This is a genomic window from Paraburkholderia tuberum STM678, assembly GCF_902833905.1.
Classification (GTDB): domain Bacteria; phylum Pseudomonadota; class Gammaproteobacteria; order Burkholderiales; family Burkholderiaceae; genus Paraburkholderia; species Paraburkholderia tuberum.
Window position 1 is genome coordinate 168,639 of record NZ_CADFGP010000006.1, and the last position, 13,674, is coordinate 182,312.

10 protein-coding genes are annotated in these 13,674 nt (G+C 64.7%); 3 read left to right on the forward strand and 7 right to left on the reverse strand.

Translation table 11 applies throughout. The features are described 5' to 3' along the window. The first annotated feature begins 21 nt into the window (after positions 1-21). The gene (locus HWY30_RS07285; RefSeq protein WP_090806913.1) at positions 22-1,413 is read left to right on the forward strand and encodes an MFS transporter; all 1,392 of its coding nucleotides are present in this window, start codon (positions 22-24) and stop codon (positions 1,411-1,413) included. A gap of 215 nt (positions 1,414-1,628) precedes the next feature. Here the strand turns inward: HWY30_RS07285 and HWY30_RS07290 are convergent, their stop codons facing one another. From HWY30_RS07290 to HWY30_RS07300, 3 genes are all read right to left on the reverse strand, one after another. Further along, entirely contained in the window at positions 1,629-2,369 is a 741-nt protein-coding gene (locus HWY30_RS07290; RefSeq protein WP_090806910.1) for a TetR/AcrR family transcriptional regulator, read from the reverse strand. Positions 2,370-2,474: 105 nt separating this feature from the next. Continuing rightward, positions 2,475-3,764: an NAD(P)/FAD-dependent oxidoreductase gene (locus tag HWY30_RS07295; RefSeq protein WP_090806908.1), complete on the reverse strand. Its 1,290-nt coding sequence runs from the start codon at positions 3,762-3,764 to the stop codon at positions 2,475-2,477. 107 nt (positions 3,765-3,871) lie between these two features. After that, complete coding sequence (locus HWY30_RS07300; protein WP_090806906.1) at positions 3,872-4,804, reverse strand: dihydrodipicolinate synthase family protein; 933 nt, start codon at positions 4,802-4,804, stop codon at positions 3,872-3,874. 159 nt (positions 4,805-4,963) lie between these two features. Here HWY30_RS07300 and HWY30_RS07305 point away from each other — a divergent pair, with 159 nt between their 5' ends. Further along, positions 4,964-5,902, forward strand: coding sequence for a LysR family transcriptional regulator (locus tag HWY30_RS07305; protein ID WP_090806904.1), 939 nt, complete (start codon positions 4,964-4,966; stop codon positions 5,900-5,902). Between the two features lie 309 nt (positions 5,903-6,211). Beyond that, positions 6,212-9,325, forward strand: a complete 3,114-nt coding sequence (locus tag HWY30_RS07310; RefSeq protein WP_090806902.1) for a transglycosylase domain-containing protein — start codon at positions 6,212-6,214, stop codon at positions 9,323-9,325. Positions 9,326-9,330: 5 nt separating this feature from the next. On the opposite strand, the gene HWY30_RS07315 is transcribed toward HWY30_RS07310, so the two are convergent. The 4 genes from HWY30_RS07315 to HWY30_RS07330 form a co-directional block, all read right to left on the reverse strand. Further along, complete coding sequence (locus tag HWY30_RS07315) at positions 9,331-10,575, reverse strand: ROK family transcriptional regulator (protein WP_090806900.1); 1,245 nt, start codon at positions 10,573-10,575, stop codon at positions 9,331-9,333. Positions 10,576-10,617: 42 nt separating this feature from the next. After that, positions 10,618-11,421 (reverse strand): ATP-binding cassette domain-containing protein, encoded by an 804-nt coding sequence (locus HWY30_RS07320; RefSeq protein WP_208524305.1) that lies wholly within the window; start codon positions 11,419-11,421, stop codon positions 10,618-10,620. Between the two features lie 20 nt (positions 11,422-11,441). Further along, a complete protein-coding gene (locus tag HWY30_RS07325; protein ID WP_090806896.1) occupies positions 11,442-12,431 on the reverse strand; it encodes an ABC transporter permease in 990 nt (329 codons plus the stop codon). Between the two features lie 97 nt (positions 12,432-12,528). Beyond that, entirely contained in the window at positions 12,529-13,533 is a 1,005-nt protein-coding gene (locus HWY30_RS07330; RefSeq protein WP_090806894.1) for a sugar ABC transporter substrate-binding protein, read from the reverse strand. Between the last annotated feature and the right edge of the window lie 141 nt (positions 13,534-13,674).

Genomic DNA, 13,674 nt, shown 5'->3' on the forward strand with positions numbered 1-13,674 from the left:
GATCGAGGAGACAAGCACGCCATGACGCAATCGTTCCAATCCAGCTCCGCGGGCTCGCCCGCGCAGAACAAGGCGGCGAGCCCCGCGCGCCGTTCGAAGGCCCGTTACAAGATCCTCGCGCTGCTCGCGGTTGGCACGATGATCAACTATCTCGACCGCACCGTGCTCGGCATCGCGGCACCGCAGCTGACGAAGGAGCTCGGCATCAACGCCGCGCTGATGGGCCTGCTGTTCTCCGTGTTTTCGTGGAGCTACGTGGCCTCGCAGATTCCGGGCGGCCTGTTTCTCGACCGCTTCGGCAGCAAGCTCACCTACTTCCTGTCGATGACGTTCTGGTCGCTCTGCACGCTCGCGCAAGGGCTCGTGGGGAGCATCGGCGGGCTGTTCGCCTTCCGTCTCGGCCTTGGCGTTTCGGAGGCGCCATGCTTTCCGACCAATAGCCGCGTGGTCGCCACGTGGTTTCCGCAAAGCGAGCGCGCGATGGCGACCGGCACCTACACGGTCGGCGAATATATCGGCCTCGCGTTTTTCAGCCCGTTCCTGTTCATGCTGATGGGCGCATTCGGCTGGCGCTCGCTGTTCCTCGTGGTCGGCGGCGTCGGTATCGCGTTCGGCGTGGTGTGGTGGCTGCTGTATCGCGAGCCGCGCGATCATCCGTCGGCGAATCAGGAAGAGCTCGACTATATCGAGGCGGGCGGCGGTCTCACGCAACGCAACAAGGATGTCGCGGGTGCGGCCGCGGGTGCAGCCGCGGGTGCAGCCGATACGGCGGCATCGAAGAAGAGCGGCTTCCAATGGGGCACGATTGGCCAACTGCTCAAGCATCGCCAGTTGACCGGCATCTGCCTCGGCCAGTTCGCGGGCAATTCGACGCTGGTGTTCTTCCTCACGTGGTTCCCGACGTATCTCGCCACCGAACGTCATATGGCGTGGCTGAAGATCGGCTTCTTCGCGATCATGCCGTTCATCGCGGCTTCGATCGGCGTGATGTTCGGCGGCGTGTTCTCCGACTGGCTGCTGCGCCGCGGCAAATCGCCGAACGTCGCGCGCAAGCTGCCGATCATCGCGGGTCTGCTGCTCGCGTCGACGATCATTCTCGCCAACTATGTCGAGAGCAACGTCGTGGTGATCGCGATTCTGTCGGTGGCGTTCTTCGCGCAGGGCATGGCCGCGCTCGGCTGGACGCTGGTGTCGGATATCGCGCCCGAGGGCTTGCTCGGCGTGACCGGCGGCATCTTCAACTTCGCCGCGAACCTGGCGGGTATCGTGACGCCGCTCGTGGTGGGCCTGATCGTCGCGGCGACCGGTTCGTTCGTGGGCGCGCTGGTGTTTATCGGTGTCATCGCGTTGATCGGCGCGCTGTCGTATATCTTCGTCGTCGGCGATATCAAGCGGATCGTGCTGGTGGATTGAGTCTTCCCGCTGAGCCGTCGCTTGATGTGACGGTCGTAGTTCCCTTCGAATCCCCGGTTGTCGTCGCGGTGCGGCGGCAACCACGTCGACTGCCGTCACCGGTTTGCCGGGGCAGTAAGCCGCTGAACGCGCTGCGTTTCTCGAAGCGATAAAAAACGGGATGTGGCTTTCACCACATCCCGTTTCCATTTCAGCCGGTCGCCGCGCAACCGGCGTCAATCGTCCTTCTTCACGAACCGCAAGATCGCATCGACGATCATCGCCCGATGCCGCGCCCGCAGCCGCGGATGCGACGGATCGCGCCCAAACGCGGTGCCGAACGTATGCCGGTTGCCCACGCGATGGAAACACAGCGAGCTGATCATCAGATGCAGATCGATCGGATCGATGTCGCTGCGGAACTGGCCCGCCGCGATGCCGCGCGCGAGCAGATCCTCGATCGTGTGAATCACGGTGACGTTGCGTCCTTTGAACGTCTTGACCTGCTCGACGTACTTCGCGCCGTGAATGTTTTCGATCGTCACGAGGCGCACGAAATCGCGCTGGCGGTCGTGGTAGTCGAACGTGAATTCGACCAGCGCGCGCATGCCTTCGACCGGATCGAGTTCGCTGATGTGCAGGTCCTGTTCGAGCGCGCGAATGTCTCCATACACCTTTTCCAGCACCGCCTGGTACAACCCTTCCTTGCTGCCGAAGTAGTAGTACAGCATGCGCTTGGTGGTGTTCGTGCGTTCCGCGATCGCGTCGACGCGGGCACCCGTCAGCCCCATCGCGGAGAACTCCTGGGTCGCGACGTCGAGGATGTTGCGCTTAGTCTGCTCGGGATCGTATTTGCGTGGGGCGTCCACACGCGGGGCGTCGGTACGCCTGGCGCCGGTACGTCGCGCGTCGGCGTGCGGCGTGCCAGACACGATGCCGTTGGTATCAGGCTCGGCGGCCTTGCTTCCCTTTTTCATTGTGGTTTCGAGCGGCAGTGACGGCGCATTCTAGCATGGCGAAACGGGCCTCTGGCGTGGGTCCCGGGCATCGACGAAGGCATCTCGAAGGAGCTTGCGTGGCGCTTACGCGACCGGGCGCGTGGGTCGGCGGCGCGCGGCGAGTGCGTCGCGTGTTTGCATCGCGGTGTACGTGAGCTGCGCGGCCGCGAGGCCGAGCGGGCCGTACGTGCGCGCGAGGCCGAAGGTCGCGAACGCGTCGGGCACCGGCCGTTCACCGGAGATAGCCGCGGCCAGCAGTTCGCCCGACACCGTGGTCGGCGCCATGCCGTGTCCGCCGAAACCGACCGCGTACCAGACGCCGTCCGTGCTTTGGCCGATCTGCGGCATCTTGTGTCGCGCGTAGCTCATCAGGCCGCCCCATGCGTGCTCGATGCGCACGTCGCGCAACTGCGGATAGACCTTCAGCAGGTCCTGTCGCAACAGACGCGCGATCGCCTCGGGCTCGCGGTCGCGCACGGAGATGCGGCCGCCCCACAGGATGCGCGTGTCGGGCAACGGGCGGTAGTAGTCGAACGCGAAGCGGGTGTCATAGATCGCGGCGCGTGTGGCGATTGCGTCGTGCAAGCGTTCGCCGAGCGGCTCCGTTGCCATCACGTAGGTGGCGATAGGCAGCACCGCGCGCTCGACGCGCGCGTACACGTTGCGTGCATAGCCGCCGCCCGCCATCACGACGTGACGCGCGTCGAGCGCACCTTGCGGCGTCTCGACGACGAAGCCCGCGCCGTCGCGCCGCAAGCTGACGGCCGGCGAGCGCTCGTGTATCGTCACGCCCGCTTGCGCGGCCGCCGCGGCGACGCCGACAACGTACTTGAGCGGATGAAAATGGAACGCGTTGCGCTCGAACAGGCCGCCGTGATAGCGGCTCGTTTTCAGTTGCGCGGCGAGTTGGTTGGCAGCGATCGGTTCCCAGTCGACGCCGAACGAATCGCGCATCAGACGCCGTTGCGCTTCGAGACGCGCAGGTTCGTCGAACCAGTTCGCGAGGATCACGCCGGCATCGGTCGCGTCGCAATCGATCCGATAGCGCGCAATTCGCTTGCGCATCAGCTCGACCGCGTCGGTGGTCAGCGCATAGAGTTCGCGCGCGCGAGTCGGCCCGAGCGTCTTCAGCAGGTCGGCGCAATCGAGGCTGTAGCCGCCGAACACGAAGCCGCCGTTGCGTCCCGATGCGCCGAAGCCGACCTGCTGCGCCTCGAGCACGACGACGTCTTCGACGCCGCGTTCGGCGAGTCCCAGCGCGGTGGAGAGTCCCGCAAGTCCGCCGCCGACGATGCAGACGTGCGCGCTGCGTCGGCCGTTGAGCGGCGCGTAGGCGGAGGAGCGGGTGACGGTGGCTTCGTAGAAACTTTGCATGGGGCGCGAGCTTGTGGACACGCCCTAGGTTAGCGGCAATCGCGTGTGCCCGTCCAGCCCGCGTGAGCGCGCACGTCGACAGGCGCCCCGCCGCGCTTCGTTCTGCGTTATCGACCCCAGCGCAACACCAGCGGATCGAGCCGGCGTGCGATCTTCAACAGTCCTTCGCGCGTCGCCGGATGCATCTGCGGCAGCGGGTGACGCACCGCGTCCGAACCGATCACGCCGCCTTCCTTCATCAGCGCCTTGCACGATGCGAGGCCGCCCTGGCGATTCTCGTAGTTGATCAGCGGCAGCCACTGCTGATAGTGCACGGCGGCGGCCTCGGTATCACCGGCCGCATAGGCATCGACGATCAGGCGGATGCCATCGGCATAACCGCCGCCCGTCATCGAACCGGTCGCGCCCGCATCGAGGTCGGCCATCAGCGTGATTGCTTCCTCGCCGTCCCACGGACCGACGATCGCGTCGCCGCCCAGTTCGATCAGCTCGCGCAGCTTGTTCGCGGCCTGCGGCGTTTCGATCTTGAAGTACGACACGTTGTCGATCTCGCGCGCCATGCGAGCGAGGAACGGCGCGGACAACGGCGTGCCGCTGACCGGCGCGTCCTGGATCATGATCGGAATCTGGATGGCATCGGACACCGTACGATAGAACTCGTAGATGCCGCGCTCGCCGATGCGGATCGTCGCGCCGTGATACGGCGGCATGACCATCACCATCGCGGCGCCCGCGGCCTGCGCTGCGCGGCTGCGCTCCGCGCACTGGTACGAGCTGAAGTGCGTGGTCGTGACGATCACCGGCACGCGGCCCGCGACGTGTTCGAGCGCGAGATGCATCAGTGTGTCGCGCTCGTCGTCGGACAGCGCGAACTGCTCGGAGAAGTTCGCGAGAATGCACAGGCCGTTCGAGCCGGCGTCGATCATGAAATCGAGGCAGCGCTTCTGGCCTTCGAGGTCGAGACGCCCGGCGTCGTCGAAGATCGTCGGCACGACGGGGAAGACGCCGCGCAGGGCGGGAGAGTGTGACGCTTGGCTCATGGCGATGTGGTCCGTACGAGGATGGAAGGATTGCGCTCGAGCCCGCGAACGGGCGGCGCAACTGGATAAATGTCTCCTTCGGCGACTATACGGCGCTGGGCCTCGCGGGTATATTGAATTGTTTCCATATCGTGATCGCTTTTGCGACTCACCCCACCGATGAAAGACACGCTCAGCGTCCTGCTGTCGAAGCTGCGCATGAAGCAGCTGCATCTGCTGATCGCGCTCGACGATCACAAATCGCTGCACAAAGCGGCCGGCGTGATGTCGATGACGCAATCGGCGGCGAGCAAGGCGCTGCAGGAGCTCGAATCGATGCTCGACGCGCCGCTTTTCGAGCGCTCGAAAAGCGGCATGATCCCGAACCAGCTCGGTCATTGCGTGATCCGATATGCGCGCGTCGTGACGTCGGACCTGACCGCGCTCTGCCAGGACGTCGCCGAAATTCGTTCGGGGCGCGGCGGGCGGCTCGCGCTCGGCGCGATCATGGGCGCGATTCCCGACTGCGTGGTGCCCGCGCTGAATCAATTGCATGCGGCGCAACCGGGTCTGTCGATCGAAGTGGTCGAGGACACCAGCGCACGAATGCTCGCGCAGCTCGACGACGGGCGGCTCGATCTGGTGGTCGGCCGAGCGGCGGTCGCGGCCGATCCGTCGAAGTATCAGTATCGTCCGCTCGGCGACGAGCCGTTGGCGGTGGTGGTCGGTTATCAGCATGCGCCGTTGCCGCGCCGCGAGATGATGTTGCGCGATCTCGCCGGGCATCGCTGGGTCATGTATCCGTCACACATGCCGCTGCATGCGCTGCTCGAACGCGAGATGGATCTCGCCGGCCTCGACATGCCCGACAATCCGATTTCGACGGCTTCCACATTCGTGACAGTTGCACTGCTGCAAAGCAGCGCCGAACTCGTTTCGCTGCTGCCGAGTGCAATTGCTGGGCCGTTCGTGCGGCACAAGATGCTGCGCGTCGTGCCGGTCAGGCTCAAATCGCCATCGCAGACGTTCGGCATCGTCACGCGCAAGGGCGGCGTGCTGTCGCCGCCGGCGGAACGGTTTATCGCGCTGTTGCGTGCACAGACGAAAGCGCGAATTTAGGCGCGCCGTAAACAAGTTGCCCAGCCGTCCGCCCGGTTGCCGGTAAGAATGCCAGCCAAAAAGCGACTTTCTTTCGGCAAGGCCCGCCAGAAACGGCAAAACCGCCCGAAAAGGCGGTTTGTTATTGGTGTGAAAAGAGCTTCAATATCTCATGCCGGTTCGCGCTTTGTCATCCGACGCCAGCAGGTGTTGTAGCCGCGACACTGTCGCATCAATCCGAACCGATGAGGGTTTCTCGTTCCGAGCTACACTGCTTTGAATGAACTGAGCCAGGCTCGACACCCTGGCCATCGCTCGGGGAGAGCAGCCATGAATCGGCCACCGCTTCGGTTTCCGCTTCGCGTGACCAGCACCGTGACCGTGCGGAGTTGGCGTTGGCTCAAATGGGGGCTTGGCGCGTTTTTGCTGCTCGCGGTGGCGCTGATTGCGCGGCTCGTGCAGATCGAGATCGAGACCTCGCGACTGCAGGCGCGGTACCTTTCCGAGCTGACCCGCGACGTCGCTTTTTCGGTCACCGACGGTCCCAGTCATTCCATCCGCTTTCCGCAAGCCGACAAGGGCCCGTACGACGCGCGCCTCGGCTACGCGCTGTTGCCGGCTATCCAGCAGCGTCTGTTGCAACATGGCTTCGAAATCAGCTCGCAGGCGCGCGATTCAGAACGCATGCTTTCGCTAGCCGATGATGGCCTGTTCCTGCCTTACGACGAAAAAGACACGGCCGGCCTGCAATTGTTCGACGGCACCGGCGTGCCGCTATACAGCGCTCAGTTTCCCGGTCGCGTGTACGACAGCTTCGGCGCGATTCCGCCGCTCGTGGTGAACTCGCTGCTGTTCATCGAAGACCGCTATCTGCTCGATCCGGATCAGCCGAACCGCAATCCGGCGATCGACTGGGGGCGCTTCAGCCGCGCGCTCGTCGACCAGGGCGCGCGCGTGTTCAATCGTCATCAACAGACGCCCGGCGGCAGCACGCTCGCGACGCAGATCGAGAAATTCCGTCACTCGGCGGGGGGCCGCACCGCGACGCCGCCGGAAAAGCTGCGGCAAATCGCGTCGGCGTCGGTGCGCGCTTATCTGAACGGACCGCAAACGCTGCCCGCGCGCGAACAGATCGTGGTCCATTATCTGAACTCGGTGCCGCTTGCCGCGCAGCCCGGCGTCGGCGAAATCAACGGTATCGGCGATGGGCTCGCCGCCTGGTATGGGCGCGATTTCCGCGAGACCAACCGGCTGCTGAAGGCGCCGTCGACCGATGCAAATCTGCCCGACCAGGGTCTGGCGTTTCGCGAAGTGCTGTCGCTGATGATCGCGCAGCGCGCGCCGTCGTTTTTTCTGCAGCGCGGCTATCCCGAGCTCGAACGGCTGACCGACAGCTACATGCGGCTGCTCGCGAGTGGCGGCGTGATCACTGAGCAGTTGCGCGACGCGGCGCTGGCGGCGCACGTCGAACTGCATCGCGCGCCGCGCAGCACACCGGATCTCGGTTCGTTCGTGTCGCGCAAGGCCGTCACGTCGATGCGCTCGCATCTGCTCGCCGCGCTCGGCGTGCGTAGTTTCTATGAACTGGACCGCCTCGACGTACAGGCGACAGGCACGCTGAACAATGACGTGCAACAAGCCGTTGCCGAGCGCCTCGCCGCCGCCGCGACGAAAGACGGCGCGAAGGCCGCGGGTCTCGTCGGCTACGAAATGTTGCGCGGGTCCGACGATCCGTCACATATCGCCTACAGCTTCACGCTGTTCGAGCGGCACGGCGACGCGAACCTCGTGCGCGTGCAGACCGATAGCGTGAACCAGCCGTTCGACATCAATTCCGGCGCGCGCCTGAACCTCGGCTCGACCGCGAAACTGCGCACCGTCATCACGTATCTGCAGATCGTCACCGATTTGCACACACGTTACGCATCGCTGAGCAATGCCCAGCTGAAGGCGATCACGCCCGATCCGAACGATCGGCTGACGCGCTGGGCGATCGACTATCTGCTGCACACGCGCGACCATTCGCTGCAGCCTATGCTCGACGCCGCCGTCGAGCGTAAATACTCGGCGAGCCCGGGCGAAACGTTCTTTACGGGCGGCGGCGCGCAGACCTTCACGAACTTCGAGTCCGACGACAACAGCCGCATCCTGACCGTGCATCGCGCGTTCCAGCATTCGGTGAACCTCGTGTTCGTGCGGCTGATGCGCGATATCGTGCACTATGAAATGGTGCAGACCACCGGGCCGTCGTCGCAATGGCTCGGCGATCCGGCGACCCGCAAGATGTACCTGACGCGTTTCGCCGATCAGGAAAGCCGCGTGTACATGAAGCGTTTCTACACGAAGTACCACGGCAAGACCCCTGATCAGCAGATCACGCTATTGCTGCTCGGGGTGCGCAAGTCGCCCCCGAAAGTGGCGACCGCGTTGCGCAGCGTCGCGCCGGATCAATCGAACGCGTGGTTCAACAAGTTGATGTACGCGGCGCTGAAGAACACGCCGGCGGCTTCGATGCTCGACGACGAAGATCTCGCGATTCTGTACGACAAGTACGGCATCAACCGCTTCAACCTGAACGACCGCGGCTATATTTCGAGTGTGCATCCGCTCGAACTATGGACGCTGAACTACCTGCGCTCGCATCCGGATGCGACGCTGGCGCAGATCGAAGCCGCGAGCCAGGACGTGCGCCTGTCGACTTACTCGTGGCTCTTCAAGACGCGCTATCACGTGACCCAGGATCACCGCATCAAGCGCATGGTCGAGCTGCGCGCCTACGACGCGATCGGCAAATCGTGGCAGGCGCTCGGCTATCCGTTCGCGTCGCTGACGCCGTCGTATGCGGCGGCGATCGGCGCGTCGGGCGATCGTCCGGCGGCGCTCGCGCAACTGATCGGCGTGATCACGAACGGCGGCAACAAGGTGCCGACCGAAACGCTGACGCAAATCGACTTCGCGAAGGACACGCCGTACGAAACGCATTTCAGGCGCGCGGTGGTCGCGCCGCAGCAGCAGGTGTCGCCGGAGATTGCCGGGGAGGTGCGGATGCTGTTGCGCGACGTCGTGACGGGTGGCACCGCGAGGCGTCTCGCGCAAGGCATGACGTTCCCGAACGGCGAAACGCTCGAAGTCTATGGCAAGACCGGCACCGGCGATCAGCGCTTGAACGTGTACGCGAAGGGCGCGCGGTTGATCGAGTCGCGCAAGGTGAATCGCAGCGCGACCTTCGTGTTCGCGCTCGGCGACCGCTTCTACGGCACGTTGACCGCGTGGGTGCACGAGCCGTATGCCGCGCGTTACGACTTCACGAGTGCGCTGGCGGTGCAGTTGCTCAAGTCGATGGCACCGGCGTTGCAGCCGTTGCTCGACAAGCCGGTTCAGAAAACCGCGATCGCGGCGCCGGCGGGATCGACGCCCGCGGCGACGAAAGTTGCCGCGCAGTGAATCGCTCACCGCTCGTTATAACCCGTCTCCGACGCCGCCGGCTTCAGGAACAGCTCATGCACCGGCGCGAAATGCGCATATAGCGGCAGAATCGCACCGCCCATCGCGCGGGCATCGGCGCCGATCGCGCCTTCGAGCAATTGCGGCCGCACCATCCCTTCCCATTCGAAACGATCGAGCACGCGCTCGGTGCGGCGAATGATCTCGCGCAGCAGTAGCCGGTCGAACTCGCCGTCGATCACGACGGCTTCGAGATCGAGCAACGCGGCCGCATTGGTTAGCGCGTTCGCGATCGCCGGGCACGCGCTGTCGAGCCATCGCTCGGTATGCCGCCACAACTCGGGCGACAACGCGCGATGATCATGCGCCGCGGCCGCCGGCGCGCCCGCATCGCTGAACAGTCGTTCGAGCACGAAGCCCGATGCCGCGTGCAGCAACTGCCGCGCGGGTTTGCGTGCGCCGCCTTCGCGCAGCGGGATCGAACCGACCGCGCCCGCGTTGTCGTGCGGACCGCCGTGCAGACGTCCGTCGATCACGAGACCCCCGCCGATGAAGGTGCCGACGAACAGATACAGGAAGTTGTGGATGCCGCGGCCCTGGCCCATCACGAGTTCGGCCGCGCAGGCGGCCGTGGTGTCCTTGGCGAACTCGACGGGCAGGCCGGTTATCGTCGCGATGCGCGCGCGCAGATCGATGTCGTTCCAGGCATCGAGCGCGTCGGGCGGCGCGCCGAGAAAGTCGCGCCAGCCGCCGAGCCACAACGGCGCCGCGACACCGACGCCGACCACCTTGCCCGCCTTCGCGCCGAGCGTCTGGTTCACGCGCGCGAGTTTGTTTTCGAGCGCGGGGAACAGCGCGCGCGGATCGGGATACGCATACTCGAATACGTCGCGGCATACGATGCGCCCGGCGAAGTCCATCGCGAGCACGTCGAGACTGCGGCGTCCGACCTTGATACCGATCGTGTACGCGCCGTCCGCGCACAACGCGATCGGGACCGACGGCTGGCCGATCTTGCCGCGCACGCGCGCGTGCTTTTCGAGCAGGCCGTCGGCGATCAACCGGTCGACGATCATCGACACCGTCTGCATCGAAAGACGCGTGAGGCGGCCGACCTCGGCCTTCGGCAGTGGTCCATGCAAGCGGATCGTTTGCAGCACGATGCGCTCGTTGAATTGCCGCATGCCGACCTGATTCGAACCGACTGTGCGTTTGACCGGCGAACGCCTGCTGGTGCTGGGGGTGTCCATTGTCGTGTACCGGCCTCGTGGCTCAGCGGATTGGGCGGCGCGTCATGCGATCGCCTTCACGTCGGCTTCCTTCGCCCCGGTCATGATCGCGACCGCTTCCGACATGTGCACGTCCTTCGTATTAACGAGCGCCGCGCGCCGGCCGAGCCGCTGGATATGGATGCGGTCCGCGATCTCGAACACGTGCGGCATGTTGTGGCTGATCAGAATCACCGGCAGGCCACGCTCGCGCACGCGCCGGATCAGTTCGAGCACCATGTTGCCTTCCTTCACGCCGAGCGCGGCGGTGGGCTCGTCCAGAATCACCACGTGGCGCGCGAATGCCGCGCTGCGTGCAACGGCGACGCCCTGGCGCTGGCCGCCGGACAGCGTTTCGACCGCCTGGCGCATCGAGCGAATGCCGATTTGCAGATCCTTCATGGCCGCGGTCGCTTCGTCGAGCATGCGGCGCTTGTCGATCATCTTGAACAGCGAGCCGCGCCAGCCGGGCTTCAGCAATTCGCGGGCGAGAAACAGGTTTTCGGCGATGCTCATCGCCGGCGCGACGGCGAGTTCCTGGTACACGGTCTCGATGCCTTGTGCGCGCGCATCGAGCGGACTGCGAAACTTGACCGGTTTGCCGTCGAGCAGAATCTCGCCTTCGTCGGGCACCGTCGCGCCCGAGAGCGCCTTGATCAGCGACGATTTGCCCGCGCCGTTGTCGCCGATCACCGCGAGGATTTCGCCGGGCAGCACTTCGAAATCGCAACCGTCGAGCGCGGTCACGTTGCCGTAACGTTTGACGAGCCCGCGTGCCTGCAGAACCGGCATCGCAGCGGACGTGGAAGGGGAGGCGGAGGTCAACATGAGAGGGCTCCTGTGCGGGATCAACGGCCGCGGTGCGAGAGTTTATCGGCGGCGACCGCGAGAATCACGAGGATGCCGGTGATCAATACCTGGTACACCGAGGAAACACCGATCAGCGTCAGGCCGTTACGGAATACGCCGACAATCAGCGCTCCAAGCAAGGTGCCGACGATCGAGCCGCGTCCACCGAACAGACTCGTGCCGCCGAGCACGACCGCGGTGATGCTGTCGAGGTTCTCGGTTTGCCCGGCCTGCGGATCGCCGACACCGGTGCGCGCTACCGACAGCAGCGCGGCGATGCCGTAGATCGCGCCGGCAAGCGTGTAGACGGTCAGCAGAATCCGCTGCGACGACAGGCCCATCAGTCGCGCGGCCTCGGCGTTGTTGCCGAGCGCGTACAGATGCCGGCCGGGCACCGTGTCGCGCAGCACGAACCACGTGCCCAGATACATCAGCAGCGTCAGCACGGTGCCGTACGTGACTTCCGCCGGTCCGAGCCTGAACGTGCTGCCGAGGAACATGATCGCATCGGGCAGGTTCGACACGCTTTCCGCGTTCGAGTAGATCTGCGTGAGCGCAAACGCGATGTTCAGCGTACCCAGCGTGACGATGAACGCCGGCAACTTGATGCGCGTGATCAACAGACCGTTCAATAAGCCGAACAAGGTGCTGGCGCCGATGCCGCACAGAATCGCGAGGATCGGCGGCACGCCGAGCACGACCGCGAACTTCGTCATGATGATCGAGCCGAAGGCCATTACCATGCCGCAGGACAGATCGATGCCACCGGTCAGCACGATCAGTGTCTGGCCGATCGCGATGACCGCGACGACCATCGTCTGTTGCAGGATCAGCGACAGGTTCTGGAACGATAGAAAGCGGCTGCTCTGCGAGACAAAGAATGCGCAGGCCAGCACCAGCGCGATCAGCGGTCCGATTTCGGACAGCGACGGCAGGTGCTCGGTGAAAGACGGGCGCGGCCGGCCGGCGGGCGCGGAAGGGGTCGACATGATGGCAGTCCTCGGTACATGAGCGTGACATGAAGGTCACGCGGCAACTCAATTGGCGGCCCGGTGCGACGCGCAACGGGCTGCTATGCAATGCGCGTTACTTGTTGCCCCAGCAGTTGTCGAGGCCGAACTTCGTGTCTTTGCTGTCGATGCCGGACATCGGCTTGTCGGTGATCAGCGTGACGCCGGTGTCGTGATAACCGGACACCTTCTTGCCGGTCTTCGCGTAGTCGACGCCGGCGGTGACGCCGAGCGCGGCCATCTTCAGCGGATACTGCTGCGAGGTCGCCGCGATCGCGCCGGCCTTCACGTTGCGCACGCCTTCGCAACCGCCGTCGATCGACACGATCATCACGCCCTTGTCCTTACCCGCCGCCTTCAGCGCGCGATACGCGCCGGCCGCGGCCGGTTCGTTGATCGTGTAGACCACGTTGATGTCGGGCGCTTTCTGCAGGCAGTTTTCCATCGCCGTCTGACCTTTCGCCTGATCGCCGCGCGTGTCCTGGCTGCAGACGATCGACGGATCGCCTTCCTTGATGCCGAAGCCTTCGAGGAAGCCGTTGTGGCGCAGCACGCCGACCGACACGCCCGGCGCGAGATCGAGCGTGGCGATCTTCGCGGGCTTGCCGTTCAACGCGGCCTTCGCATATTTGCCGATCAGCACGCCGGCCTTGAAGTTGTCGGTGGCGAACAGGGCGTCGGTTGCGTCCTGCGGATCGGTCGGCGTATCGAGGGCGATGACCATCACACCGGCCGCGCGCGCCTTCTTGATGCTCGGCACGATCGCCTTGGTGTCGCTCGGCGTGATCAGGATTGCTTTCGCGCCGGCCGTCATCATGTTTTCGATCGCGGTGACCTGACTCGCGTTGTCGCCGTCGAACTTGCCGGCGGCCGTGATCAGTTTCGCGCCGTCTTTCGACGCGGCCGCGTCCGCGCCCTGACGCATCTTGACGAAGAACGGGTTCGTATCGGTCTTCGTGATCAGGCCGATGACGGGCTGGTCGGCGGCCTGACTCGCGCTTGCGCACCACAGCGCCGCTGCCGCGGCGCACATCGACGCGATTGTCCTGGCGACAGGACGCCTGTGGGAATTCAGATTCATGAGACGCTCCTCCGGTTATTGGCAACGACGTATGGGACTGCAGATAGATCGAAACTGCGAAGCTGCGGGCTTGACGTTGACGATGACGCTTCGACGTAATATGGTCCGAAGGAAATCGCCTAAATCACTTTGGTTGATTTA

What these genes read in the sequence shown, in the direction of transcription:
- HWY30_RS07285 (WP_090806913.1), top strand. Translation starts at nt 22, where the DNA reads ATGACGCAATCGTTCCAATCCAGCTCCGCGGGCTCGCCCGCGCAGAAC.
- HWY30_RS07290 (WP_090806910.1), bottom strand. Translation starts at nt 2,369, where the DNA reads ATGAAAAAGGGAAGCAAGGCCGCCGAGCCTGATACCAACGGCATCGTG.
- HWY30_RS07295 (WP_090806908.1), bottom strand. Translation starts at nt 3,764, where the DNA reads ATGCAAAGTTTCTACGAAGCCACCGTCACCCGCTCCTCCGCCTACGCG.
- HWY30_RS07300 (WP_090806906.1), bottom strand. Translation starts at nt 4,804, where the DNA reads ATGAGCCAAGCGTCACACTCTCCCGCCCTGCGCGGCGTCTTCCCCGTC.
- HWY30_RS07305 (WP_090806904.1), top strand. Translation starts at nt 4,964, where the DNA reads ATGAAAGACACGCTCAGCGTCCTGCTGTCGAAGCTGCGCATGAAGCAG.
- HWY30_RS07310 (WP_090806902.1), top strand. Translation starts at nt 6,212, where the DNA reads ATGAATCGGCCACCGCTTCGGTTTCCGCTTCGCGTGACCAGCACCGTG.
- HWY30_RS07315 (WP_090806900.1), bottom strand. Translation starts at nt 10,575, where the DNA reads ATGGACACCCCCAGCACCAGCAGGCGTTCGCCGGTCAAACGCACAGTC.
- HWY30_RS07320 (WP_208524305.1), bottom strand. Translation starts at nt 11,421, where the DNA reads ATGTTGACCTCCGCCTCCCCTTCCACGTCCGCTGCGATGCCGGTTCTG.
- HWY30_RS07325 (WP_090806896.1), bottom strand. Translation starts at nt 12,431, where the DNA reads ATGTCGACCCCTTCCGCGCCCGCCGGCCGGCCGCGCCCGTCTTTCACC.
- HWY30_RS07330 (WP_090806894.1), bottom strand. Translation starts at nt 13,533, where the DNA reads ATGAATCTGAATTCCCACAGGCGTCCTGTCGCCAGGACAATCGCGTCG.